This window comes from Streptomyces sp. AHU1, from assembly GCF_045343905.1.
Taxonomy (GTDB): Bacteria; Actinomycetota; Actinomycetes; order Streptomycetales; family Streptomycetaceae; genus Streptomyces; species Streptomyces triticiradicis.
In genome coordinates this window covers 225,984-249,512 of sequence record NZ_CP174284.1, presented here as the reverse complement: position 1 = coordinate 249,512, position 23,529 = coordinate 225,984, and the positions used below count along the sequence as shown (strand labels likewise).

At 65.1% G+C, this 23,529-nt stretch carries 17 protein-coding genes and 2 pseudogenes; 8 read left to right on the top strand and 11 right to left on the bottom strand.

Features of this window, described 5'->3' with window-relative positions:
• Positions 1–114: 114 nt before the first annotated feature.
• Together ACICHK_RS42090 and ACICHK_RS42085 are read right to left on the bottom strand one after the other, a co-directional pair.
• Positions 115–789 (bottom strand): response regulator, encoded by a 675-nt coding sequence (locus ACICHK_RS42090; RefSeq protein WP_406841597.1) that lies wholly within the window; start codon positions 787–789, stop codon positions 115–117.
• Entirely contained in the window at positions 786–1,550 is a 765-nt protein-coding gene (locus ACICHK_RS42085; protein WP_406841596.1) for a sensor histidine kinase, read from the bottom strand. The genes ACICHK_RS42090 and ACICHK_RS42085 overlap by 4 nt, the downstream gene beginning before the upstream one ends.
• A gap of 141 nt (positions 1,551–1,691) precedes the next feature.
• Between ACICHK_RS42085 and ACICHK_RS42080 the strand changes: the two genes are divergently transcribed.
• The 4 genes from ACICHK_RS42080 (at position 1,692) to ACICHK_RS42065 (ending at position 6,510) form a co-directional block, all read left to right on the top strand.
• Positions 1,692–2,231, top strand: a complete 540-nt coding sequence (locus tag ACICHK_RS42080) for a winged helix-turn-helix domain-containing protein (RefSeq protein ID WP_406841595.1) — start codon at positions 1,692–1,694, stop codon at positions 2,229–2,231.
• Positions 2,228–2,776, top strand: coding sequence for a transposase (locus ACICHK_RS42075; RefSeq protein WP_406841911.1), 549 nt, complete (start codon positions 2,228–2,230; stop codon positions 2,774–2,776). The genes ACICHK_RS42080 and ACICHK_RS42075 overlap by 4 nt, the downstream gene beginning before the upstream one ends.
• Before the next feature lie 675 nt (positions 2,777–3,451).
• Positions 3,452–4,159 (top strand): ABC transporter ATP-binding protein, encoded by a 708-nt coding sequence (locus tag ACICHK_RS42070; RefSeq protein ID WP_406841594.1) that lies wholly within the window; start codon positions 3,452–3,454, stop codon positions 4,157–4,159.
• Entirely contained in the window at positions 4,156–6,510 is a 2,355-nt protein-coding gene (locus ACICHK_RS42065) for an FtsX-like permease family protein (protein WP_406841593.1), read from the top strand. Before ACICHK_RS42070 ends, ACICHK_RS42065 begins: the two co-directional genes overlap by 4 nt.
• 236 nt (positions 6,511–6,746) lie before the next feature.
• On the opposite strand, the pseudogene ACICHK_RS42060 reads toward ACICHK_RS42065, so the two are convergent.
• The 9 genes and pseudogenes from ACICHK_RS42060 to ACICHK_RS42020 all read right to left on the bottom strand — a co-directional run bounded on the left by ACICHK_RS42060 (position 6,747) and on the right by ACICHK_RS42020 (position 19,439).
• Positions 6,747–7,536, bottom strand: a pseudogene (locus ACICHK_RS42060) (transposase family protein).
• Between the two features lie 270 nt (positions 7,537–7,806).
• Positions 7,807–8,799, bottom strand: a complete 993-nt coding sequence (locus ACICHK_RS42055) for an ROK family protein (RefSeq protein ID WP_406841592.1) — start codon at positions 8,797–8,799, stop codon at positions 7,807–7,809.
• Entirely contained in the window at positions 8,796–10,487 is a 1,692-nt protein-coding gene (locus ACICHK_RS42050; RefSeq protein WP_406841591.1) for a class I mannose-6-phosphate isomerase, read from the bottom strand. Before ACICHK_RS42050 ends, ACICHK_RS42055 begins: the two co-directional genes overlap by 4 nt.
• 229 nt (positions 10,488–10,716) lie before the next feature.
• Positions 10,717–11,631: a carbohydrate ABC transporter permease gene (locus ACICHK_RS42045; RefSeq protein WP_406841590.1), complete on the bottom strand. Its 915-nt coding sequence runs from the start codon at positions 11,629–11,631 to the stop codon at positions 10,717–10,719.
• Positions 11,628–12,560, bottom strand: coding sequence for a carbohydrate ABC transporter permease (locus ACICHK_RS42040; protein WP_406841589.1), 933 nt, complete (start codon positions 12,558–12,560; stop codon positions 11,628–11,630). Before ACICHK_RS42040 ends, ACICHK_RS42045 begins: the two co-directional genes overlap by 4 nt.
• The gene (locus tag ACICHK_RS42035; protein WP_406841588.1) at positions 12,557–13,942 is read right to left on the bottom strand and encodes an ABC transporter substrate-binding protein; all 1,386 of its coding nucleotides are present in this window, start codon (positions 13,940–13,942) and stop codon (positions 12,557–12,559) included. The genes ACICHK_RS42040 and ACICHK_RS42035 overlap by 4 nt, the downstream gene beginning before the upstream one ends.
• Positions 13,943–14,036: 94 nt before the next feature.
• Entirely contained in the window at positions 14,037–15,134 is a 1,098-nt protein-coding gene (locus tag ACICHK_RS42030) for an enolase C-terminal domain-like protein (protein ID WP_406841587.1), read from the bottom strand.
• Between the two features lie 50 nt (positions 15,135–15,184).
• Positions 15,185–18,478, bottom strand: a complete 3,294-nt coding sequence (locus tag ACICHK_RS42025) for a discoidin domain-containing protein (RefSeq protein WP_406841586.1) — start codon at positions 18,476–18,478, stop codon at positions 15,185–15,187.
• A gap of 127 nt (positions 18,479–18,605) precedes the next feature.
• Positions 18,606–19,439 carry a FadR/GntR family transcriptional regulator gene (locus tag ACICHK_RS42020; RefSeq protein WP_406841585.1) on the bottom strand — a complete coding sequence of 278 codons (834 nt, stop codon included), beginning with the start codon at positions 19,437–19,439 and terminating at the stop codon, positions 18,606–18,608.
• A gap of 382 nt (positions 19,440–19,821) precedes the next feature.
• Here ACICHK_RS42020 and ACICHK_RS42015 point away from each other — a divergent pair, with 382 nt between their 5' ends.
• The 4 genes and pseudogenes from ACICHK_RS42015 (at position 19,822) to ACICHK_RS42000 (ending at position 22,963) form a co-directional block, all read left to right on the top strand.
• Positions 19,822–20,658 (top strand): SDR family NAD(P)-dependent oxidoreductase, encoded by an 837-nt coding sequence (locus tag ACICHK_RS42015; protein WP_406841584.1) that lies wholly within the window; start codon positions 19,822–19,824, stop codon positions 20,656–20,658.
• A 3-nt stretch (positions 20,659–20,661) separates the two neighbouring features.
• Positions 20,662–20,985, top strand: a pseudogene (locus tag ACICHK_RS42010) (L-rhamnose mutarotase).
• 113 nt (positions 20,986–21,098) lie between these two features.
• A complete protein-coding gene (locus tag ACICHK_RS42005) occupies positions 21,099–21,932 on the top strand; it encodes an amidohydrolase family protein (RefSeq protein WP_406841583.1) in 834 nt (277 codons plus the stop codon).
• Positions 21,929–22,963, top strand: coding sequence for an aldo/keto reductase (locus tag ACICHK_RS42000; protein WP_406841582.1), 1,035 nt, complete (start codon positions 21,929–21,931; stop codon positions 22,961–22,963). Before ACICHK_RS42005 ends, ACICHK_RS42000 begins: the two co-directional genes overlap by 4 nt.
• Positions 22,964–23,529: the final 566 nt, after the last annotated feature.

The following is a 23,529-nucleotide window of genomic DNA, read 5'->3' as shown; positions in this document are numbered from 1 at the left end:
GACTGCGTTCCAGCAGCGGCGCCGCATCCTGACAGTCAGTTTCGGGACGCGAGTCTGCTTGGCTCCGTGGATGCTGCTTCTCCCAGTGCCCCAGCAGGCTGACCGGTTGTGTCGTCAGCCACGTGCCCGGCACAGTCCGTGCTGATAAGCAAAGACCACGATCTGCACGCGGTCTCGCAGGCGCAACTTGCGTAGGATTCCGCTCACATGGGTCTTCACCGTCGACTCGCTGAGGAAGACATGTCGAGCGATCTCGGAGTTGCTCATACCCTCGGCGACAGCACGGAGGATCTCGCGTTCCTTCTCTGTCAGGGACAGGTACGCCTCAGGCAGTGGTGTTCGTGGGGTGAGCCCTTGTTGGAAGAGTGCTTGTAGATCGTTGGGCAGGAGCACGGAATTGCCTGCGTGCACAGTCCTGATCGCAGATCGCAGGAAGTCCGGAGTGGCGTCCTTGAGGAGGAATCCGCTCGCGCCGTAGCGGATGGCGGTCGCCGCCCGATCATCCAGATCAAAAGTGGTGAGAACGATGACACGCATCGGGTGGTCACGGAGCATGGCCATCTCCGGCGCGAAGATCCTGCGAGTTGCTTCCACACCGTCCATGTGGGGCATGCGCAGGTCCATCAGGACGATGTCGGGCCTTGCTGGACCGATCAGCTCTAGCGCTTGCAGTCCGTTTTCCGCCTGACCGACAACGCGCATGTCTGCCTGAGATTCGATGCTGAGAGCCACCCCTGAGCGGAAGAGTTCCTGGTCGTCCGCTAGCAGGACCCGGATCGGAGACTTCACTGGCTGGACTCCATTTGCCGAAGGGGCAATCCTGCGGTGATCGTGTACTGCTGTTCCGGTTCCCCTGTGTCGACCGATTCGACCGTGAGGTGTCCGCCGATGCCGTCCAACCGCTGCTGCATTCCGGAAAGGCCCATGCCGCGTGGGTTGAGGCGTCGAGGCCCGACCACGCAGTTGCGGACCGTCAGCCGGAGTTCGTTCTGCTCCCAGTCGCGACGTACATGAATCGCGTGTGTCTTCATGCCGTGCTTGAGAGCGTTGGTGAGCATCTCCTGCAGTGTTCGGTAGGCGATGGTCTCTGTTTCAGGGGTGAGCGGTCGTGTCTGGCCGTTGACGGTGCTGCGTACGTCGTGGCCTGCGGCCCGGACGCCTTCGATGAGACTGTCGAGGTCGCTCGGAGAATGCTGCAGACCATCGGCTTGCTCCGGTGAGGTTTGTTGGGCGCGAAGCACCTGCCGGACGTCATTGAGGGAGCGGCGTGCAGAGACGGAGATGTTCGCCATGACTTCGCGCAGGCGAGCGACTTGGTGATCGCTGAGTGCTTGGGCAGAGTCCGCCTGCGCGATGATGACAGCAAGCGAATGTCCGACGACGTCGTGTACGTCGTTGGCCAGCTGCGTCTGTCGCGAGCGGAGACGGGCAAGATTGCGTGCCCACTCTGCTTCGGCCTCTGTTTGGCGTTGGCGGTCGGCCAGTGCGCGATAGCGCTCGTTGATCCTGAGGAGCAGGCCGATGGTCCAGGGGGTGAACACCACCAACATCCCGACGACGATGGCAGTCGACGATCCGAGCGACGGGGTGAGGCTCTCAAGCCTATCAATGGTATGTGCCCCGCTACTGATCTTTGCGGCGTGATGTCGTTGGGGGATGACGATGCGTGATCGTCGCGGTATGCCGGTTGTGTGAGATATCCGCAGGGTGGTGGGCTGACGCCTGAACGGCAGGCGTTTCGCGAGCGGATCCGGCTGGAGGCCGCGGAGCGATTCGCTGCGGGTGCCTCCAACGCCGAGGTCGCCAAGGACTTACGGGTGAGCGTGCGCTCGGTGCAGCGTTGGCGCCGGGCCTGGCACGGTGCCGGAGCCGAGGGGCTGCGCTCTGCCGGGCCTGTGTCGCGGCCCAAGCTGAGTGAGGCCCTGTTCGCCGTGCTCGAGCAGGAGCTGGCCAAGGGGCCGGTCGCGCATGGCTGGCCGGACCAGACGTGGACGCTGGCGCGGATCAAGACGCTGATCGGGCGTCGGTTCCACAAGAGCATGACGCTGTCGGCGATCGCGCGGATGCTGCACCGGCACGGCTTCAGTCACCAGGTCCCGGCCCGCCGAGCCCTCGAGCGCAACGAGGAGGTCGTGGCGGGCTGGGTGAAGGAGGCCTGGCCGCAGGTGGAAGGTCTGTGGCGGCGCTCGACGCCTGGCTGTGCTTCGAAGACGAAGCCGGCTTCTCGATGACGCCGCCCACCACACGGACCTGGGCCCGGCGCGGACGCACACCCGCCATCCGGGTCCGGGGACGCTCCCAGCGCCGCTTCTCCGTCGCTGCTCTGGCCTGCTACAAGCGGGGTGAACGCTCCCGGCTGATCTACCGGCCCAAGCGGCATCTCGATCACAAGCACGGCGGCAGACGCAGTTTCACCTGGACCGACTACCGCGACCTGCTCATCACCGCGCACCAGCAGCTCGGCGCACCCATTGTGCTCGTGTGGGACAACCTCAACGTCCACAAAGACCGCCGATTACGGGAGTTCATCGACACCCACGACTGGATCACCTGCTACTTCCTGCCCGCCTACGCGCCTGACCTCAACCCCGTCGAGGGCATCTGGTCCTTGCTGCGGCGCAGCAGCCAGGCCAACACCGCCTTCACCGACCCCGACCACCTCATCAGCACGCTCCGACGCGGTCTCCGCCAGATCCAGTACCGCAGCAACCTCATCGACGGATGCCTCGCCGAAACCGGCCTCACATTGACGACATCACGACGACAACGTCAGTAACTTGGGTACCGCCTCGCCTGATCATGCCGGCATCAAGCAGCGCCGTGCATGCTGGTATGGAGATCGCGCTGGCCCAGAGCGTCACCCTGCGGCCGTATCGGGCGGCGCCGAAGGCTACGGCCAGACCGCCGAGTTGGACGAGCATCACGTCATGACGTGATGTTGCCTGCAAGACATTCAACAGCCAGGTACACAGGAGGGCACAAGCTGGCGCGAGGCGATAGAGCCCCACCGCCATAGCCGCAAGAAGCACCACTGCTGCTGCGGTGAAACCGAGGGGTCGCGCGGGCCAGGATGACGCTTCGGCATACAGGCCAAAAGCTGCGACTGTGGCGCCCAACGCTATGTCTACCCAAGCGGGTCGTGCCCCCTTGCGAAGAGTCCGTGCTCTGGTGGTCAGTCGGGTCAGCCATGAGTGCTGTGCGGTGGGCGAGGCGCTGATAGCGGTGTCTCCAGGCGAACGGGGGATGGTGGTGCTTCAGAAAAGCACATGCGGTCGGATCCGTAGGTAGGGTCTGCCTCCCCCTCAGGTGCCGAACTGTTGGTACTCAAGGGCCGTTCTCCTCTGATGGATGAATGTATGTCATGAATTGAGCATTTGCTCACTCTTGGGCGGTCCTAGGCTGCGGGCGTTGTCCAGCAAGACGGATGAGTCGGCTCTCTCCACTTGGCCGGATGTCTTCCGTTCGCGAAAGGCTTGAAATGCCCGAATACCTTCTTCATGCTGAGGAACTGCACAAGAGCTACAGCCTGACGCCGGCTCTCACTGACGCATCCTTCTCCATCAGCGCGGGAGAGGTCGTCGCCATCATGGGGCCTTCAGGCTCCGGTAAATCCACGTTGCTGCACTGTCTGGCAGGCATCGTGCCCCCTGACTCCGGTGAGGTCCTCTACCGCGGCCAGGACTTGACCAAGATGAACGATGCCGAACGCAGCGCCCTTCGGCGAAACGAATTTGGCTTCGTGTTCCAGTTCGGGCAGCTCGTACCGGAGCTGAACTGCTGGGAGAACGTCGCCTTGCCTCTGCGGCTGAATGGTGTCAGGCAAAGCGAAGCCCGGGCGCAGGCAACGGAGTGGCTTGCCCGTCTCGACATCGAGGACCTGGCCCAGATGCGTCCCGGTGAGATATCCGGTGGTCAGGGCCAGCGAGTGGCTGTAGCACGGGCTTTGGCCGTTCGTCCTGGTGTCATTTTCGCGGATGAGCCCACTGGTGCGCTGGACTCGGCCAACGGCAGGCGGGTCATGGATCTGTTCACAGAGGCGGCCCGGGACAGTCGGGTAGCCGTCGTCCTGGTCACCCACGATCCGGCCGTGGCGACTTATGCCGACCACGAGATCGAGGTCAAGGACGGTCGGACGTACAGCCGGGAGCTCCAGGCATGAGTAGTTCCACCTCCCTGAAGCGAGACCTTGCTCTGGGCTTGCGGCTGGCAGCATCGGGCGGCCGCGATGGCTGGCTCCGCAACGCTCTGACCGCGCTCGGCATAGGTCTCGGAGTCACACTTCTGCTCCTGTGCTCCTCGATTCCTCACATGCTGCAGGCGCACAACGGCCGCGGAGACGCCCGGCATCCTTCGGAAGTGTCTCTTTCGGGCACATACAACGGTGTCCGCAAAGGGCCTGACACTCTCGTGGTTGCGGCCATCTCCACCGAGTTCGACGGACGGGAGGTCGACGGATACCTCGTGCAGCCCGACGATCTGAGCGGTCACCCTCCCGTCCCTCCCGGGCTGCATTTCGTGCCCGGAGCAGGAGAGATGGCTGTTTCACCGGCGTTGAAGTCCCTGTTGGACTCTCCGCGCGGCCACCTGCTGCACGACCGGTTGCCGTACCACGTTGCTGAGACGATCGGTAGAAGCGGCCTTCTCGGACCAGACGAGCTCTATTTCTACGCCGGCCGCGCTGACCTTGCCGAGTCGAAGGCGCCGCAGATTCAGCGCATTGACCACATCGGTGTCTCCGGAGCTGAAGAGGGTTACGGGCCTGCACTCTCCCTGCTGATCCTCGTTGCCTTCGTGGCGCTTCTCATGCCCGTTGGGATCTTCATTGCTAACGCGGTCCGTGTCGGTGGTGAACGCCGCGACCGGCGCTTGGCCGCACTGCGCCTGGTAGGAGCGGACACCATCATGATCCGGCGCATAGCAGCCGGTGAAACCCTGTTCGGGACTCTTCTGGGTCTCGTTCTTGGCGGCGTGCTGTTCGTTCAGATGCGCGCCCACGCGGGCGCGGTCACTCTGTTCGATCTCACCTTCTTCCCCTCCGACGTCACACCGGCTGCAGCCTTCACCGTTCTCATCGTCGTTCTCGTACCGGTCAGCGCCGTTCTTGTCACACTGCACGCAATGCGTGGTGTCACCGTGGATCCGCTCGGGGTCGTACGCAACACCACCCCCGTTCGCAAGCGTGTCTGGTGGCGGCTCCTCCTTCCTGTTGTGGGGGCAGGCCTGCTGATTCCGTCCTTCGGCAAGACTGGCGCATCCCAGGAGCCGATCGGCGAGGCGGAAATCATCGCCGGGACCGCGCTGCTCTTGGTCGGCGTGACACTGATCATTCCCTGGGTCGTCGAGACCGCCGTACGCCGCCTGTCCGGAGGCTCCATACCCTGGCATTTGGCAGTGCGTCGAGTACAGATGGGTGCTGGGGCGTCCGGTCGTATGGTGGGCGGCATTACCGCCGCTGTGGCCGGTGCGATCGCCCTGCAGATGCTTTTTGCCGCAGTGCAGACTCAGTCGACCCAAAGCACCACCAACGACGTCACACGAGCACAGCTGCAGGTGACCAGCTACCCCCACGATGGCCATCAAGCCATCTCGACACTTGAAACCTTCCAGCGAACCCGAGGCGTGGCGTCGGCCATCGGCCTGACAACCGAGCAAGCCGTCCCGGAACATTCGTCGGCCCAGGTAGGCGATGCCGAGCAGTCGGTCGGGCTCACCGTTGGAGACTGTCGATCACTTCGAGAGGTCGTCTCTGTGCCCGACTGCACAGACGGAGACGTGTACATCGTGCCTGACCCCCAGGCCGACAAGGACGTATCCTTCCAGCCGAAAGCCGGTGAGCAAATCACGCTAGGCGAGGACAAAACCAAGGTGGTCTACCGCGTTCCCTCAGCGGCGCGGTCTGCTTCGCCCCGTCAGGACCCGCTCGGCCAGACGCGTTATGGCATCTTCGCTACACCGAAGGCATTCGACATCGGACTGCTCAACGAGCCGTCCGTGGAGTTCTTGATCCAGGTCGATCCCGCCGTGGCCGGGGCGTCGGACACTGTTCGTACGATTGCGGCCGTGACCGATCCAATGTCGACTGTCATCGATCTGAAAACAACAAAGATTGATCACAAGTTTGACGCTGTCAGTCGAGCCATCTTCGCCGGCGCCGCCGGAGTGATCGTGCTGATCGGTATCGGCATGCTCATTTCGACCCAAGAGCAGCTGCGTGAGCGCAGGGCTTTGGTGGCCTATTTGACCGCCATCGGTATGCGGCGAGTCACCCTTGGCGGATCGATTCTCCTGCAAACGGCGATCCCCCTCGCACTCGGGCTGGCCGTTTCCGCCGTTGGCGGCTCGGCACTGGGATTTGCCCTTCAAGCCATGGTGGGGGTGCAACAACACATCTACTGGGGTGTCGTGGCCACCGCCGTTGGCTCCGGAGCGGCCATCGCGATGTTGATGCTCCTATTCAGCCTCCCCCTGCTCTGGAGGTTGGCCCGCCCCGACGGGCTGCGGACCGAGTAACCAAACCAACAGGCCTGGCCGCGCGGCACCCGTTATCGATGGGCTGGTTGCTGAGCTGGCCGGGCCCGTTTCGGTTCCCGTCTGACAGCAGATAACTGGCTATCCAGCTAGACCTCAGACGGGTACACATCGTATTGACCGTTGCCCGGACGGGCTTGACACCTCATGGCTGACGTGTCCTGGTGCTCGGGGGCCGTGGGTCTTCTGACGGCACTGCCTATGGCACTGAGGTGTTTTCATCCTGATGCGGCCGCGAGGTGAAGGGCGAGGACAGCCTTGACGATCGCGGTGATGTGGTTGGTGCTGCAGCGCAGCTTGCGCAGGAGACGCCAGCCCTTGAGCGTGGCCATCGCCTGTTCGCCGACGCATCTGATCTTGGCATGGGTGGTGTTGTGACGTCGTTGCCACCGCTTGAGGCGGCGCCCCTTGAACGGGACTCGGACGTTGCGGGCCGTGCCCTGATACGCCTTATCTGCCCAGCACTTGAGGCCGGCTTCGGCGAGGGCGTCGATGATGCCGTGCTCGCGGGCCGCCTTCAGGTCGTGTGTCGCGCCGGGTAGCGCGGGCGAGGCCCACAGCAGCCGGCCGAACGGATCGGTCAGCACCTGCACGTTCATGCCGTGGTGCCGCTTCTTGCCGGAGTAGTAGGGCCGGTCCGCGGCGATCTCCCCCAGCCTTCGGCCGGGAGGTGCCCCAGTCGATCGGCGGCACGGTGCCGTCCAGGATCACGTACGCCTTCGAACGGGCCGTCACCATTGCCTCGTTGAGCGTGGGCGCGAGCGCGGCCAGGACGTCGATCGCCTCGCGTATGTAGCGGTACACGGTGGCGATCCCGATACCGAACCCGGCCGCGAGCTGTGCGTAGGTGTCGCCGCACCGCAGGTGGGCCAGGGCCAGCAGGGCCTGGCGCCGGGGAGTCAGTTGCCGCCACCGACTGCCTATCTCCCGACGTCGTGCCGCCAGCTCCCGGCTCAGGTGACGCAGCTGCGCGGTGGACAGGTCGATGGCCGACGGGTAGACAAGCACACGGAGCTCCTGGAACGACGGTTGATCTTGATCGACAACTCGTCTACCAGGAGCTTCGCCATTCCGCAGGCCCGCCCAACACCCAGTCGCCCTTGGGAGGTTGGAAGGGGCTCACCGTCGCCCGACTCATCGTCGACACCTGCTGTACCGCCCTGGACTGGGCCGAACTCGTCTGAGGTCCATCCCAACAGGACCGTTGCCGATGGCGCCCGTTGCCGTGACGGGCGCCATCGGCGTACCGAGACGTTTTCCCGGTCGGGCAGTGTCTCCTCAAACTCCCTGGTCTGCGGGATGGTTGTGCGTCACCGCATGTGCCGCCCCGATCAGCGCAGCGTCTTCATCGGCGCGCGCGATCCGCAGGGCATTGAGGCCACGTGGCGGGCTGGCGGAAGAAGCGAGCCGCGCTTGGAGGGTTTTGTCCTCCCCGAAAATTTTCCCTGCGCCTGGTTGTGAGCGGTTCTCGCAGGCGTGTGCATCGTCCGCTGCCCAGCCTCCGGCCGTCAGTCCGGTCAGTAGTGCCGGGGACACCAGGTCCCAGGAGCGTGCGATCGTTCCCCCCACTGCCAGGGCCGTTGCGCCGAAGTTCACCAGGAAGGGGCCCAGCGCGGCGCCGAGCCGGGTGAACGTATCGTGCAGGACATGGTGCGCTTTTGCCTCCCCTTCCCGGGCGCGCTCGGCGATGTCGCGGACGTCCGCGGCCGGGTCACCGTAGCGGGCGATGATCGCGCGGCGTGAGACCGTCACCTCCAACGGCAGACCGTCGATCTTGGTCAAGTCGATCCGCCCCTCGGGCGGGATGCCACGGTGGTTCTCACAGATCCGCCCGTCGGTGATGAAAGCCGAGCCGACCCCGGTGCCGAGAGTGACGCCAGCAGCGCGCCGGTGCCCGCGGACGGTGCCTACCCTCCACTCCCCGGTCAGAAATGCATGCGCGTCGTTGACGAACACGATGCCAGCGGGCCGCGGCCGCAGCCGTTTCAGGAGCGCAGCACGCACGTTGACGTTGCAGAGGGCATCGAACTTGCCCACCCCTGTGAAGAGGCCGACCCCCCGGACATAGTCGAAGGGACCGGGCAGGGCTACGCCCCATCGTGCCCCTGGCACAGTGGGCAATGATGCGGCGGTATCCCTGAGAGCGTCGAGGATGTCGGTGGCGTCGCCCTGCGCGTTGAGCGGCCTGCGCACGCGACAGACGACGCCGTCCCTGAGGTCGACGAGAGCAGCAGTGACGTGAGTGCCGCCGATCTCCAGAACTGGGATCAACGGACGAGTGCCTTCACGACGCGTACCGGGCCGCCGATGGCCCGGAGGGTGTAGTGACCGACCGCTGCCGGCAGAGTCAGCGTTTCCGCGTAAGCGAGCTCGTGCCGGTCTCCTGCCGCTGTCTCGATCATTACGCCCTCTCCTTCCACCACGTTCAGAATGTGGAAGGTCTCCTGAGTGTCGTCGGTCGCCTCAGCCCCCGCCGCGATCACATGTCGCCTGACCTCGTAGAACATTTCCTCCAAAGCACCTATGACCTCCTCGCGCCACCCGTCGCCGCTGCGCAAGGTGCGTGGTGCCTGCACCAGATCGCGGGCGACCCGCGTCCCACGCCGACCGGTCTCGAGGTTCGCGAAGCCGTGCTCATACGGCAAAGGGCGAGGTTTGCCGTTGGCGCCCGGGCGCAGCCAGTCGTAGAACCTCAGGCTGTACAGGTAAGGAGTGGCGCTGATCTCCAGCACGAGATTGCCGGCACCACTGGCGTGCGGCGTTCCGGCAGGGATCATGAACAGTTGTCCCGGCTCGGAGGGGAAGGCGAGCACATGGTCCTCGGGGTCCAGGTGTACGCCGTCTGTGCTGGATTCCTGCACCTGCTTGCGGAAGATCTCGGGATCTGCGTCTTCCCGCAGCCCGAGGAACACTTTCGCGTCGGTGTCGGCAAGTGTCACGTAATACGTCTCGTGCTGGGTGTAGGGCCAGCCGAAACGTTCACGCATGTACGTTTCTTTCGGGTGGCAGTGCACGGACAGGTTGCCGCCGCCTACCGTGTCCAGGTAGTCGAAGCGGATCGGGAACGACGTACCGAAGCGCGCGTGCACCTGGGGTCCGAGCATGTTCATCGGCTCCAGTACGCACAGGAGCTGGAAGGGCACCTCGACCTGGTCGTGGGCGCTGGTTCCGACGAGGACGCCGGCTTCCGGCGCGATCAGTTCGTAGCCGAGCGCGGTGTTCCGGGCGTTTGTGTTGAAGCCGAGTTTGCGCTGCGCCCAATGACCGCCCCAGGGAGTGGAGTTGAAGTACGGGCGTGTGCGGACGGGATGCCGGGCCAATGCGGCACAGGTGGCCCTGAGGCCTGCGCCGTCGATCATCGTCGGGTAGTCGGGTTCCTGCAGGTCGAGCCAGGCGTCGAACCGGTGGGCGAGCGTGTCGCGGTGCCGGTCGAGCATCGGCCAGTCGATGTAGAACAGGCGTCGCAGATCGGCCCTCTCGTGCGGCAGCCCGAGGTTCACGCCGGTGTGTCCGGCGGTAGCGGCGCCCTCGGCATAGCGCTTGGGCACGTCGGCGTACCAGAGCAGGTCGTGCCTCACCAGGGCGGCACCGGGCCCGTAGACGATGAGCACCCCGCCGGGGGGTGGCTCTGCTGGGGGAAGGCTGTTGAAGCAGTCGTCGAGAAGATTCTCGGCAAGCTTGCAGAAGTAGGGGTCGCCGGCATCCTCCGCCCGCTCGGTGCGACGGCGGACGTCGGCCGGCGCGGCGTAGTGGATGCGCATGTCGAGGAACGTGATGCAGGTTTCTCGTACGGACAGTTGCTGTTCCAACTGAGCGCGCAGTCCTGTCCAGTCGACGGTGGGAGGCCCGTCGACGGCCACCACTGCGCCAGCACGGGGGATGTGAGAGGCGACGTCCTGCCAGCCCGTGATGAGGACGGCCTCCGGCGCGGGGGCGTATCGAGGGTCGAGGGTGTACACGCGGTCTCCTGCAGTGTGAGGTGGGCCGGGGCCATGCAGGGCGCCCGGTACGGTCCCAGCGGACCGCGGTAATTTCTTCGCGGTGTCGGGAGGGGGTGCGACCGGCGGCCGGGAACAGTACGGCGGGGTGGCTTGCCGCGGGTCCGACGCGATTTGGCGGGGGTGCGGTTCGTCCGTCACCGCGTTGCAGTGGCGCGGCGGACCGGGGAGAAGGCGGGGCCAGTCCCGCTCATTCTTTCGTAGCGCCGGCGAGCATCCCGGACACGAGGGTGCGCTGGGAGAACACGAACAGCACCAGCACCGGGAGAATGGCGAGGACGATGGCGAGCGCGAGTTCGGGGATGGTCACGTTCAGTCCGGCGCCTGCAACCGGATTGAACGAGGGGGTGGACGTCAGCAGTTGGTTGAGGCCGACCTGGACGGGGAACTGGTCGCTGTTCGGCAGGACCAGATAGGGCAGGAAGAAATTGTTCCAGTTGCCTACGAAGCTGAAGAAGGCGACCAGGCCGACGACGGGTTTGGCCAGTGGCAGTGCGATGCGCCAGAACAGCTGCCACTCCGTGCATCCGTCGATCCGAGCAGCGGACAGCAGGTCCCTGGGCAGGCTGCTGCCGAAGTATATGTATACGAGGTACACCCCGAATGGGTAGAACGAGAAGGGCAGGATCACGGACCAGACGGTGCCAATCAAGTGGAAGCGGTTGAGTTCCAGGAAGATCGGCAGCACCAGGGTGGCCTGCGGCATGATCATGGTGATCAGGGTGCTCACCAGGAGTGTCTTGCGGCCTCGGAAGCGAGTGAGGGCGAGTGCGTAGCCGGCAGGCACGCTCACGCACAGGACCAGAGCGAGCGAACCGGCCGAATAGATAGCCGAATTGCGTAGCCAGGTGAGCATGACAGCGTCTTGGAATCCGAACAGGTGGCGCCAGGCGATGGCGATCTGGTGGAAGGAGCCGAAGGAGAAGGGGTTGTCGCGGATCACTTCGTCGGCAGTCTTCGACGGGGCGAGGAGTAGCCAGATCACCGGGAGTATGAAGAACACCAGCAATATGGTCAGCATGAGCCCGGTGCCCAAGAAGCTGACGGCTCTGGAGGACTGGGTGCGAGAGCCCTTTGACCGCCCGGGCGCAGCGATGTCTGTCATTCTTTGTCCAATTTGAACAGATTCGAGCGTGTGATCAGTAGGCCAGCGGCCGACAGACCCACGAGGAGCAGCACGACTGAGATGGCTGCGGCGCCGTTGAAGTCACCCTGCTGGAAGGCGTAGACGTAGGCGAGCTGGTTGGGCGACCAGGTGGGGCTGACCCTGCCGAGACTGGCGGTCTGAAGCAGTTGGGGTTCGACGAAGAGCTGGGTGCCAGCTGCGAACGCGAGGATGGTCATGTAGGCGATCCATTGCCGGATCATGGGGATCTGGATGTGCCAGGCGGTGCGCCAGAGGCCCGCGCCGTCCATGCGGGCGGCTTCCATCACCTCGTCGGGAATGTTGTTGAGGGCGCCGTACATGACGACCATCCAGCCGCCCGCTCCCGTCCAGAACGCGATCACCATAAGGACCAGCGGGAGATTCCCGGGTGACAGGACGGCTGCGAAGGTGTCCAGGCCCATGCTGTGCAGCAGCCACGACACCGGGCTGACATCGGGATCTAGCATGAACAGCCAGACCAGTACGCTCGCCACGCCGGAGAGAGCGCCGGGAAGGTAGTAGAGGAAGCGCAGCAGTACCGAGGTCTTGGGCCGTACACGGCTGCGCAGTACCACCGCGCTCAGTACGACCAGCACGACCAGCGTGATCAGCCACAGGATCAGGTAGATCAGCATGTGCGTGAAGGCCGGGTCGAAGCGGTAGTCCCGGCCTACCTTCACGAACTGGTTGAGCCCGGTGAACTGGCCGCGGTCGTTGGTGGTTGCGAGGTAGAAGGAGTAGCCAGTGGGGAAGATACCGAAGGCGAGCAGTAGCAGGGCGTAGCCGGCGACGAAGAGGCAGCCCGTGCTGCTGCGGCCCCTGCGCCGCGGCTGGATGCTGTAGCGCAGGGGGGTGACGGTGACGCGTTCGGTCTCCATCAAGGTCATTGATTGACCACCTTGTAGCCGTGTGCTTCGGCCTCGTTGCTGATTTCCTGCTGCCAGGCGGGCAGCGTCTTCGTCAGGGTCTTTCCTGAGGTCAGGGCTGGCAGTACGACGCTGGACCAGGCGGTGGAGTCAGAGAAGCGAGTGTTGGACCAACCGGTCCACACTGCGTTCGCCGCCTGCTCGAAGGCTGGGGTGACGTCATTGGCGAAGTAGTCCTTGTTGGACGGATTGGCCAGCCAGGCCTCGGCGGCCTTGGTGTAGGCCGGGTAGGTGGGCGCGGTCGCTTGGTTGTCGTCGGAGGTGGTGAGCCAGGTGGCGAGATCTGTGGAGGCCTTGAGGTTCGCGCTGTGTGAGGAGACCATCCACACGCCACCGCCGACGTTGCCGGTGCTAACAGTGGATTCGCCCTCCCAGGTCATTGGGGGTGCGGCGGCTATCTGCTTGGCCGGAGTCTTCAGGCCGGTCTTGAACAGGTACTGCCCGTACCAGGAGGGGCCGTAGGCCATGAGGACTTTGCTGCCGCTGTTCTTGGCGAAGCCCTGGCTGAAGAAGCCCTGGGTGGCGAGGGCCTTCGCCGAGATCAGCTTGTCCAGCAGCGAGGCCATGCGGGTGCAGTTGGGATCCTGCAGGGCGCTGCGCAGGGTATCGGGCTTGACCAGGTCGAATGCCGGGCACTGCGCGGACCAGAAGTACGACTCGTGGGAATTGGTGTCTCCGACGGAGCCGACGAGGTAGCCAGGGTGGTCCTTGGCGACTTTCTCTCCGAGGGCCTCGTACTGCTGCCACGTGCTGGGGGCTTTGTAACCCCAGCGGTCCATGAGGGATTTGTTGTACCAGAGCACTACCTGGGCGATGTCGTTGCGCAGGCAGTATGTGTGCCCGTTGAACTCGCATGGCGCGAGGGATCCCTTGGCGAATCCGTTGAGGATGCTGTCGGGGACGAGCTTGGCGTCGAGGGGGGCCGCGAAGGGCTGGATGCCGGCCTTGGTGGACTGCGATGCCCAGGTGACGTCGGTGGGCTGGCCGAACACGACGTCCGGCCAGCCACTGCCGGTGCGGTCGAAGAGCTGCATCTTGGACTGCAGGTAGGTCGATCCGTCCGCACCGCCGTCGTAGGTGACGACCTTCATCTTCACGTCCGGGTGAGACTTCTGGTACGCCTGCACAGACGCCAGCCGGGTGGAGTCGGCCCACACGGTGATCTGCGAGCCTGCCTGCTGCTTGACCGGTTTGAACTGCTTGTCGGTCGACGCGGAATCGGTGGTGGTGTCGGCGCTGGCGCATCCTGCCAGGACTGTGGTCGCCGTCAGGACGAACGCTGCCACGCAGGCGTGCAGCAGGGGCTGGCGCCGGTTGGCTCTCGAAGTTGTGGAAGACCTCATTGTCTTGCCTTTCTGATCGTGCACGTGCCGGACGGCGCGGAAGGATGAGCGGTGTGCTGATCGTCTGAGGGCGGGCAAGTGGTCGCTGGTGGGGTCAGCGAGGCTGTTCGACGAACGGCAGGAGTTCTTCGCTGTAGCCGAAGTCCACTGGCAGGGCGATTCCCGGACCCGTCGGGGCGTGGACCAGGCCCTGGTCGTCCACGTGGCGCTCGCGGACGACGTCGGTGGCGGTCACCAGTGACTCGTAGTAGGTCGTGTTGGAGATGGCCATGCATAGGTGATGGTTGGGTATGTCCGAGCCGTGCACCTCTGCGCGCAGCCGGTAGGCGTCGGCGAGGTGCGCGGTGCGCATGGCTCCGGTGATGCCGCCACGCAGGGTGGTTCCGGCTCGGACGCCGAACGTGGCGGCGCCAGTGCGGATGAAGTCCGCGGAGTTCATGTGCACGCCGTCGGAGGTCTCGGCGACCAGCAGGGGGATGTCCACCGCCTCTGCGAGTCGTTGGTATGAGGAGATACTGAACTCCCGCATCGGCTCCTCGTACCAGAGGTAGTCGGCCTCGGACAGGGCACGCCCGAGGCGGATGGCATCGGGGAGGTCGAAGCCGGCGGACCCGTCGTACATGAGTGGGACGTCCGGGCCGACGTGGTCACGCAGGGTGTGGGAGAGTTCGGCGTCGCGGCGGGCGTCGCCCCAGGCGTGAAGTTTGATGCCGTGGTAGCCCAGGGCCAGGCACTGGTCGGCCACGTCGAGGAACTCGTCGGTCGAGGAGAACGTGGAAGTGGAGGCGTAGGCGGGGATGGATTCACGGAATCCACCGAGCAGGCGCCACACGGGCTGGCCGAGACTGCGGCCGGCCAGGTCCCACAGGGCGATGTCGATCAGACCCAGGGCGGGCAGGGGCAGCTCGTGGATGCGGTCCAGTTCCCACACCCGGTGCCACAGCCATTCCCGTTGCAGTGGGTCGGCTCCGATGAGTTCCTCCCGGAATACCTGGTCGACGAGCGTCGTCAGGGTTGCGTGGGCGCCGGGTCGGACGAACAGGGCCACTCCCTCGACGCCGTCGTCGGTGCCGAGGTGCAGGACGGCGCCGTCGCCGACCGGAGCGCTGCCGCTCAGCCCGTCGCGCCAGCGGAAGGGCGGACTGGCTGCAGGGACATCGATCCGGTGGACCGTGACATGAGTGATCTTCATCCTGGCTTTCGTTCTCTGGGGGAGACGTGCAGGCTTGAGCGGCGTGGGGGTCAGAGGGTGCCGTAGGCCCGGAGCGCGTAGATGCTGCCGCCGTTCCAGTTGGAGTCGGTTATGGTCAGGCGCAGATAGCGGGCAGTGACGGCATGTTCGGCAACGGAGGAACTGGTCTGCGTCATGGTGGTGAGGTCGGTGTGATCGTCAAGCACGGACCAGCTCTGTCCGTCGGCGGAGTACTCGAGGCGGTACTTGTAGCCGCCGGACTTCTCGAATGTGGTCACGACGCCGGTGATGCTGGCTTCCTTGCTGAGGTCGACCTGGATCCATGACGGATCGGGCAGACCTGAGCCCTGTGCCCAGCGGGTGGACGGGTCGCCGTCCACGGCCTTGTCGGGGGCATAGTCGTCCGAGTATTGGGACGAGGCGGTGACCTGCTTGTGGAGTGCCAGGTCCTGGTCCGCTGAGGGGGTGGTGACGACAGCTGCCTCGCTGGGCTCGGAGGCATTGAGGGAGCCGTCGCGTGCCACGACGGTGAAGGCGTATTGCGTTTGTGCGCTCAGGTCTACGACCCGCAGCGTGGTGTTGTCGGTGACGCCGATGCGCTTGCCGTCTTGGTAGACGACGTAGCTGGTCACGGCAGTGTCGTCGGTGGCGGCTGGCCAGGTGAGGTCCACAGCGGTAGGCATCAAGGGGGTGATGACGGGTTTGCCGGGGCTCATGGGGGCCGCGTGGTCGGTCACCTCGTGGGCGGTGCCGTAGACCTGCAGGTCGTAGATGCTGCCTCCGTTGCCGCTGGATCCGGTGACAGTCAGCCTCACCCAGCGGCCGGTGACCGGGGCGACGGCGTGGACGTAGTCGAACATCGCTGTGGTGTCCGTGTTGGTGCGGTCCGCTAGCGTCTTCCAGTGGACCTCGTCGGCCGACACGTCGATGCGGTACTTGTAGCCGTTGGACTTCTCGAAGGCGGTGATGGCGCCGTCGATGTCGTACAGGGAGCCGAGGTCTACCTGGATCCATGACGGATCGGGCAGGCCCGAGCCCTGGGCCCAGCGGGTGGACAGGTCGCCATCCACTGCCTTGGCGGCGGTGTGGTCGGAGGAATAGGTCGATGATGCGACAGTCGGCTTGTTCAGAGCCAGATCGGCCCGCGTGGGCATGGTAATTGTGACGGGATAGCTGAGCTGTGACTCGTTGGCTGCGGCGTCACGGGCGGTGATACGGAAGGTGTACGTCTTGCCCGCCGTCAGGCTGGCGATACGGACCGACGTCTTGCCTGTGGCGCTGATCAGTTCGCTGTCGCTGTAGACGGCGTAGCCGGTGACGCCGGTGTCGTCGGTGGCCGCCGGCCAGTTCAGGTCGGCCACGGTGGGGAAGTCGGTCGTTGCGGTCGGCGTGCCGGGTCGGCCGGGCGCCCGGTGGTCGGAGACAGAGGGGCCCGGGTCCAGGTGCCGATAGCCCGGCTGTAGGCCGGCGTCGGCGACGATGGAAGCCGGAAGCTGGTCACAGGCGCCGACAGTGGTGTTGCTGGTGGCGGTGCTGTTGGTGCTGTTGCCCTGGGCGGTGTAGGCGGGCTGAGTGGTGAAGTTGCCGGTGGCGTGGGTGTCCAGGGCGTGGTTCATCAGCAGCCACTGATAGGCGACGCCGCAGAATGCGTTGTTGGTGTTTGTCCAGTAGCGGCTGCCTTCGTCGTGGTAGACGGCGCCGTAGGCAGGTGCCGGGATGTCGTGGATGTAGTTGTCGGCGACCAGACCGCCGGGATTGGCGCTGAGGGTGTAGATGGCGCCGCCGTCGGACTGCGACTGCATGATGTCGTAGATCTCGTTGTGGGTGACCTTGTTGTCGCGGCTGATTGTGGGGGTGTTCCAGACGGGGACGCCGGCGTTGCCTGGATAGCTGGTGTTGCCGCCCTGGTCGGTAAGGCCCCAGCCCCAGCCCACGGAGATGCCGCTGTAGGGCAGGTCGTGGACCTTGTTGTGGCTGATCACAGTGTGGTCGGTGTAGCCGGCGAGGATGCCGACGGATCCGTTGTACTGGTCGGCGGCCTGGGTGACGGCGTTGTTGTCGACCGTGGTGTTCCGTGTGAGGTCCCTGGGGTCGTCAGGGTGTGCGTCGCTCGCTGTGACGCCGCCGATCTGGATGCCGGTGGCGGCGATCTCGTGGAAGAGGTTGCCGGTGATGCGGGTGTTCTGGCTGCCGGTGTTCAGGTTGAGGCCGACTGCGCCGAGGTGGGTGAAGGTGTTGTTCTCGAAGGCGATGTGGTCACCGTAGGACACGTTGACGGCGCCGGGAGTTTTCTGCCACTTGAGGCGGGTGGAGTCGAAGTCGGGGTTGTCGCCGATCATGCGGAAGCCTGCCTGGCCTTCGACGAGTCCGTCGGCGGAGCTGGGGGCGAGCCAGGTGGAGTAGGCGAAGGTGATGCCGCGGAACGTTACGCCGCTCACGGGCACGGACCGGGTGCCGTTGAGGTCGACCAGGTTCTGCACCAGGGGGATGGTTACGGTGGCGGTGGACAGGTCCTGGTCAGCCTTGGGCCAGTAGTAGATCTCGCCCTCGCTTTTGTCCAGGTACCACTCGCCCGGTGTGTCCAGCAGTTCGCGGGCGTTCTCCAGCCAGGTGGGGGTCTGGATCTCCTGGCCTTGCTGGAGGTTGGCGTTGTGCCAGCAGGGCTGCTGCATGGTCATGGTGTCGTCGTTGATGGCCTGGACGGGGCAGCGCATCAGCTTCCAGCCCCAGGAACTGACTACCTCGAGGTCGGAGGGGTGCTTGTAGGCTGCCAGGCTGCTGTCGGTGAACGTGTAGCCGGTGGATGTCTTGCTGAACCCGGTCGGGTTCTTGCTGCTGCGGGCGCGGGTCTGCAGTGCACCGTCGACGTAGAGCTGGCGGGTGTCGACGTCGCCCACCCTGGCCTTATAGACGTGGCCTTCTGAGTCGGCGGCTTCCCAGCCGGTGACTTGCTTACCGCCGCTGATTACCGGATGGGTTCCGGGCGCGGCCTCATATACGATCTTGCTGTCGTCGTGGCCGGAGTCCTCCGCGTTCAGCGTGAAGGTGCGGCTGAGCCGGTAGGTTCCCGACATCAGACGTACACGGATGTCGCCCGAGGTGTCGGTGTGCATCTCTCGCACGTAGTCCCGTGCATGTTCCAGCGTCTTGAAGGGATGCTCGACCGTGCCAGCCGCAGTGTCCAGCCCCCGGGGTGAGACATAGATGGTGAGGGCAGTGGGCTGTTCCGGAGCAGCGTGAACGACTCCCGCCGTCGAAAAGACGGCCGCGGCCAGACACACCACGGTGATGAAACTTCTTCGCAGCGGCGCGAAGGCGCCCTTGCGCACAGACGGATGAGGCATGGGTATCCAATCGCCTGAGGAAGGTGATGGTGTGCGAGCCCTGGTCGTCCACCGGGGTTCGTCAAAGCGTGAAGCGGCGTGACGCTTATGCCGCCTCATACAGAGGTCGATCCAGGGACTGGCGTGTTTACGAGGCCGATGTCTCCGGGGCCAGCGAGGCAGACAGGGTGCCGTTCGCTTGGTGCGTTCGTGTCTGAAGGGTGGTCAGGTCGCCGAGGCTGAAGAGACGGTCTCGGATCTTCCGTTCGAACTGGGCCTGGGTTGTGGCAATGTGTTTTGCCATCAGTTGCTCGGCGCGTTCGGGAGCTCCGGAAGCGACGGCATCCGCTATCGCCACGTGCTGATGTCCGGCGACTTCCAGCGAACCGGGCACGTCACCATTGAAGAGCAGCGCGTCGGACTGGGAGGCCAGGCGCCGCACGCCAGCCACGCTGGACCTCAGGAAAACGTTGTGGGAGGCCGCCCCTACCGCGTCGTGGAAGGCCGTGTCCGCCCGGGCGAAAGCCTCCACGTCGTTTCCGATTGCGGCGGCCAGTGACTGTTCGGCCTTCTCCCGCATCGTCCGCACCTCGATGGGTGTGGCAAATGACGCGGCACGCCGGGCGGTCTCCGACTCGATGACCGTGCGGTAGTCGAGCAGCATGAGCACGTCCTCCATGCTGGTCGGGCGGAAGCGGGACAGCTCGTCGTCCAGCAGTCCGCCGGTGGGGGTCCCGACGAAGATGCCGGCGCCCCGCCTGACACTCAGGCGCCCGATGGCGGCCAAGACTTTCACTGCCTCGCGGGTGACGTTCCGGGATGCGCCGAGGATCTGGGCAAGTCCCTGCTCGGTAGGAAGGCGGTCTCCCGGCCGCAGCTCCTCGCGGGCGATGTATTCCAGTAGTTGTTCGGCGACCACCTCGTAGCCAGGACGGTAGGGAGGGGGCGTGCCGTCGCTGGCAGGCACGTGTGCTCCGGTCACGGCGCACCTCCTTGTGCGGTCGTTCGAGTCCGGTACATCGGCGCGGCAACTATGGCACCGGGGTTCAGGGTTGAGAAGAGTCGGAGAGATCGGAGCCAGAACCTTGCCCCTAAAGGCAGTTCAAGCCGGGCAAGTCGCCTTCTAGTAAGGGGTATTGCACGGAATGAATCGGAGACTTATGGTCCTCGCTGCTGGATGAAGCAGATTCATGCTGCGTGGCAGTTAGCGACATGCAGCCGACACCACGCCCGGTGGCAGTCGGCCCGGACGTAGGCGTATCAACTCTCAGAAACATGCCTCGGGGTATGCGCCTGCCGCTGTCGCGAGCCTGGGATCTTCGGACTACGAGCGGGGAGAATCGCCATGACACAGGACCGGCACGATGCAGCAAGTCCTGGCCCCCAAGGGCACCGAACCGCCCGCACCGGAGCTCTGCCGCACTCGTTTTGCGAGAAGGCCTGACGTGGCGGGTGTGTTCGATGGTCTATGCGCACTGGTCACCGGCGGTGCCTCCGGCATAGGCCTTGCCGCCGCCCAGCTGCTCGTCACACAGGGAGCCCAGGTCGCAGTGCTTGACCGAGTTCCGATGGTGTATGAGGAGAAACTTTTCTGCGTCCGGGCCGATATCGCTGACGATGCCTCAGTAACGACCGGCGTCCGGCAGGCGGTCACCCGCCTCGGACAGCTCGACATCCTGATCAATAACGCGGGTGTCGGTGTCCAGGGCGGTATCGAGGACAACCCCGACGACGAGTGGCAGCGGGTACTCGACATCAATGTTCTGGGGCTTGTGCGCGTCACCCGTGCCGCACTGCCGGCCCTGCGCGCTTCCCAGCAGGCCGCCATTGTCAACGTCAGCTCGATCGCGGCGACGGCCGGCCTGCCGCAGCGAGCCTTGTACTCCGCCAGCAAAGGCGCGGTCCTGTCCCTGACCCGGGCGATGGCCGCCGACCTGCTGCCGCAGAAAATCCGGGTCAATGCCGTCACCCCCGGCACCACGGACACGCCCTGGGTCACCAGGCTCCTCGACCAGGCCGCGGATCCTGTCGCCGAGCGCGCCGCACTGACCGCCCGCCAACCCCACGGCCGCCTCGTTACCGCAGACGAGATAGCCGCGGCGATTGCCTACCTGGCCTCACCCTCGGCCGGCTCCACCACCGGAACCGCGCTCGCCGTCGACGGCGGCATGCACGGACTGCGCCTTCGAACCAGAGACTGACCCATGCAACGCCACGCCGCCATCAACCAGCTGCTGCCCGAGGAGGAAGCCGAGTACCGCAATCTGCACGCCGTCGCGTGGCCTCAAGTACCGGCAGCGCTTCACTGCGCCCACATCCGCAACTACTCCAGCATCCTGCACGACGGACTGCTGTTCAGCTACCTGGAATAGACCGGATCCGACTACGACGCTGATACCGCGGCAATCGCGGCCGACCTGGTCCCACACCGATGGTGGCAGCTCACTGACCGCTGTCGGCGGCCGCTGGACTCCGCCGACGCCCCTGACCGCTGGGCCCCTGCCCAAGAGATCTTCCATCTCGACTGAGACTGCGACCGCCGGCAGCCAGGCATCCTCCGTCTGCCACCACCCGATGACAAAAGGGCCGCGAACTGCCAGCCCGCGGACGTCCGACACCTGCGAGACCTGAGGAACGCACCGTGCGTATCGACGCCCATCACCATCTGTGGGATCTCGCCCATCGCGATCAGCCATGGACCCGGGAGGCGCCACGCCTGCGTCGGACCTTCAGCATGTCCGAACTGAGGCCTTCCCTTGAACTCCATGCCATTGACGCCACAGTCGTTGTCCAGACGATCGCAGTACCCGAGGAGACACCGGAACTGCTGGCGCTGGCGATTGAGGATCCACACGCCAGAGCCGTGGTGGGATGGACCCAGTTGACCGATCCGGCCATCGCCGACCGTTTGGCCGAATTGCAGCAACTGCCTGGAGGGTCGGCTCTCGTCGGCCTCCGCCACGGCGTCCAGGACGAAAACGGCCCGGCCTGGCTGGAGCGCCCCGACGTCCGCCGCGGCATCGCCGCGATCGGTGCCGCAGGGCTGACCTACGATCTCCTCGTACGGCCCGACCAACTGCCGCACGCGGTCCAGCTCGTACGAGAGATGCCGGACGTCAAATTTGTGCTCGACCATGCAGGAAATCCCATCGTCTCCGCCGAAGGCCTTGCCACCTGGTCCGCGACGATGACCGCCCTGGCCGCCTGCCCCAACACCGCCGTCAAACTGTCTGGCCTCGTCACCCGCAGTCCGCATGCGAGTGCCGACGCCTTGCGTCCCTTCGCCGACGTACTTCTGACCACAGTCGGCGCGGGCCGCGTCATGTTCGGCTCAGACTGGCCGGTCTGCCTGCTCGCCGCCGACTACGACGAAGTCGTCTCCATCGCCCAAGCCCTCACCGAGGACCTCAGCACAACGGAGCGGGACGCTGTCTTCGGTACTACCGCAGCCCACTGGTACGGGATCACACGATGAGAACCCACACACTCGGCGCAACCGGCATCTCGGTCACCACCCTCGGGTTCGGCGCAGCCCCGATCGGCAACCTGTACAGCGAGGTCGACGACCGCCAGTCCAACGCCACTCTCGAGACAGCCTGGGAGGCGGGATTGCGCTACTACGACACCGCCCCGCACTACGGACTCGGACTCTCCGAACGCCGCCTCGGTGCCTTCCTCGCACAGCACCCCAGAGACCACTTCACCGTCTCCACCAAAGTCGGCAGGCTGTTGGAACCGCACCCTTCTCCCACGGGATCAGATCTGGCAGCGGGCGGCTTCGCCGTGCCCGACACACTGCTCAGACGTCCCGACTACTCACGTTCCGGCATTTTGCGCAGCCTGGAAGCCAGCCTGCAACGACTGCAACTCGACCGCCTCGACATCGTCTACGTCCACGATCCCGACGATCACCTCGAGACGGCCATCGGCGAATCCCTGCCTGCGCTGACCGACCTGCGTGACCAAGGATTCATCGGCGCAGTGGGCGTCGGCATGAACACAGTCGCCCCCTTGCAGCGGATCGTCAACGAAGCGGATGTGGACATCGTGATGATCGCCGGACGTTGGACCCTGATCGATCGGACGGCCCGCCCCTTGCTGGATATCTGCGCTCGGCGAGGAGTCTCGGTCGTGGCCGCGGCCCCCTTCAACTCCGGCCTTCTCAGTCACCCGACCCCGCCCGACGACGCCGTATTCGACTACGGCCCGGCACCGGCGCCTCTGCTGGGGCGGGCGCGATCGCTGGCGAAGGTCTGCGCCTGGCATGGCACTACGCTGCCACACGCGGCGATCCGCTTCCCGTTGCGCGATGATGGCGTCAGCAGCCTGGTCACGGGTTTCCGGACTCCCGCCGAGGTCACCTCGGCGGTGCAATGGGCTACCACCGACCTCCACGAGGCGGTGTGGACAGACCTCGACGCGATCACTGCGGAACATTCGGCTGACAAGTCCGACCCACGACTCCGCTCGGCGCCGGACGCCGATGCCTCACCGGGACAAACATGAGAGGCAGGGACCAGCCGAGACCTGGCGTCGTCCTTGGCCCAGCCTGCCCCAGCGCTGGGGCAGGCTATGAGACCGCGTCTCATCTCTCGCCAGCAGACTGCCCGGCAGGTGGCTGCTCGTGAGGCTGGCCGCGACGCGGCGAACAGAAAGATCCGGTGTTGGCCCCATGTGCCCGGTTTCATTCGCTCAGACGGTGGTCAGCGGCACGGTGATGACGCCTACAGAGGGGCCGTCCGGTCGCTCTGCAGATGTTCTGGCCGCAGCTGCAGCAAACCTGGCAGCAGCAGCTCCGGTGCAAGGCGCGTCCCTTTTTGCTGTGAATCCGAGTCGTTGGGAAGGTACTCGAACGCGACAAGTCCGACAGCGTGGCTCCCGCTTTCGCAAGCCGTGTTCTGCATACCCCTGGACCTTACCGAGGCACCTCGCTCGGCGGCCAGCAGCCCGTATGACGTCGTGCCTGGTGCCAGGTAGGGCTTCGGGTCCGCTGTCCTCTAGCCGCTTCACCCTCGTTTCGATCCAGGAACAGCCTGTCACCGGCCATGCGATGCCTGTATCGAATGGCATGT